This window comes from Burkholderia sp. HMSC10F09 (assembly GCF_001806955.1).
GTDB classification, from domain to species: domain Bacteria; phylum Pseudomonadota; class Gammaproteobacteria; order Burkholderiales; family Burkholderiaceae; genus Burkholderia; species Burkholderia multivorans.
Genome location: NZ_KV786675.1, coordinates 1 through 2,297, shown reverse-complemented (window position 1 = coordinate 2,297; position 2,297 = coordinate 1). Strand labels below are relative to the sequence as shown.

Sequence of the window (2,297 nt, the reverse complement as noted above, 5' to 3'; positions counted from 1 at the left end):
GGGGAGCCGGCAGCGCCGGGCGCGTCCGGCCCGCACGCCGGTCCGGTGGGAGTCCGCCCGCGATCCGCGTGCACCGCAACCGGGCGCCGCGTCCGGCGCCCCGACCGCCACACCCGTACTCACCGGCGCCGCGCCGCATGCCCGGCCGGCCCTCCGAACCCGCCCGTCCAGGGCTTTCGCTATTCCGTTTTATGTTCCGTTCCCTGACGACCCTGATCAAGAAGTGGCGCGCGTCGCGCAGTGCGAGCCATCAGCTCGATGCGCTGCTCGCGCACGCGAACGCCGAGGCGTCGTACGCCGAGCGCAGCGAATGGCTGATCGAACTCGCGCACTGGCTGCGCCGCGGCGGCGCGATGCAGACCGCACAGGCCGCGCAGGACGGCTCGGCCGAACGCGGCGACGACGCCCGCGCCTATCCCGCGCATGCGCGGCTGCGCTACCTGTTCCACGTGCTCGATCGCAATCCGGCATGGAAGTCGCACGCGGCGCGCATCGTGCGCGGCATCCTGCGCGAATGCGACGGCATCTCGCTGCTGTGCGATGCGGGCATGCCCGTGCATTCGGGCTTCTTCGGCGCGCTGTTCGAGCGCATCGATGCGTCGCTGATTCCGCCGGCGCCGAATCGCCGCGAGCTGTCCGCGCTGTTCACGCTGATGTTCCCGACGCCCGACGACGCGCAGTGGATCGACGCGCTGCCCGACGATCTGCTCGCGCGGCTCGCGGATCTGCTCGCGTTCGACGTGACCGACGACGAGCGCCACGAACCTGGCTCGTTCTCGCGCGACCTGCTGGCCGCGCTGCACAACCTGACCTGCCAGATCAGCTCGACCGGCCTGTCGCAGACGGTGCGCAGCCGCCTGTCCGACGACGATGCGCGCACGCCGCTCGAAGCGCAGCCGTTCTACCGGCTCACGCGCGCGATGCTCGCGGTCGAAACCGCGCACGCGGCGGTCGAGGACGGCGGCGATCCGAGCAAGCTGCTGCACGAGGTGAACTATCTGCGCGTGCTGCTCGACGAATGCCGCGTCGCGGTCGACGACGTGTTCTCGCATCTGTACCGCAACGGCGTGTCGGTCGACATCGTGTTCCAGGTCGAGCGGATGCGGATGCGCATCCTGCGCGCGGAAACGCTGCTCAACGCGTGGATGGCGCGCGACGATCTGCGCGGCATGGCACGCCTGACCGCCGAACTCGTCGACGCGAACCAGAACAGCCAGAGCGTCGCGCACCTGATGCGCAGCAATTTCTCGCTGTTCGCGCGCAAGCTCGTGGAGACCAATGCCGATACGGGCGAGCACTACATTTCGCGCAGCCGCGCCGAGTATCTGAAGATGCTGCGCATGGCCGCGGGCGGCGGACTCGTGACCGTCGCGACCGTCTGCGTGAAGTTCGCGATCACCGGCGCGCACCTGCAGTCGATGCTCGAGGGGCTCCTCGCCGGCGTCAACTACGCGGCGAGCTTCATGCTGATGCACTTCCTGCATTTCACGCTCGCGACGAAGCAGCCCGCGATGACCGCGCCGACGCTCGCACGCGAGCTCGACGACACGGGCCACGACGAAGGCGTGAAGGCGTTCGTCGCGTCGGTGATCGCGCTGATCCGCACGCAGGCGGCCGCGATTTCCGGCAACGTGCTCGTCGTGCTGCCGGTGTGCCTGCTCGTGCAGCTGTTCGCGGCCGGCGTGCTGCACGTGAACGTGATTTCGCCGGAAAAGGCGCACGCGACGCTGCATTCGTTCTCGCTGTTCGGCCCGACGCCGTTCTACGCGGCGCTGACCGGCGTGCTGCTGTGGGCGTCGAGCCTGCTCGCCGGCTGGGCGGACAACTGGTTCGTGCTGCATCGCGTCGGCGACGCGCTCGCCTACAACCGCCGGCTGCGGCTCACGCTCGGCGCGGCCGGCGCCGCGAAGTTCGCGCACTTCTGCCGGTCCAACGTCGCCGGCGTCGTCGCGAACGTCGGGCTCGGGCTGATGCTCGGCCTGATTCCGGCGATCGTCACCGTGTTCCTGTTTCCGTTCGAAGTGCGGCACGTGACGCTGTCGGCCGGCTCGATCGGCGTGGCGCTCGGCGTGCTCGGCAAGAGCGCGCTCGGCACGCCGGAACTCTGGTGGGCCTGCGCGGGCGTGCTGAGCATGGCGATCCTCAACGTGCTGGTGAGCTTCGCGCTCGCGTTCACGATGGCCGTGCGCTCGCGCAGCCTGCGGCCGACGAAGGTGCGCGCGCTCGTCGCGGCGATCCTGCGCGCGGTCGTCGCGCATCCGTTCGGGCTGCTCTGGCCGGCCGCCGGCCGCGACGCG

General features: G+C 70.3%; 1 protein-coding gene. It reads left to right on the top strand.

Annotated elements, in window-relative coordinates:
* Window positions 1-191: 191 nt before the first annotated feature.
* Window positions 192-2,297, top strand: a 2,106-nt coding sequence (locus HMPREF3115_RS11675; RefSeq protein ID WP_070554482.1) for a site-specific recombinase, incomplete at its 3' end; no start/stop codon positions are given.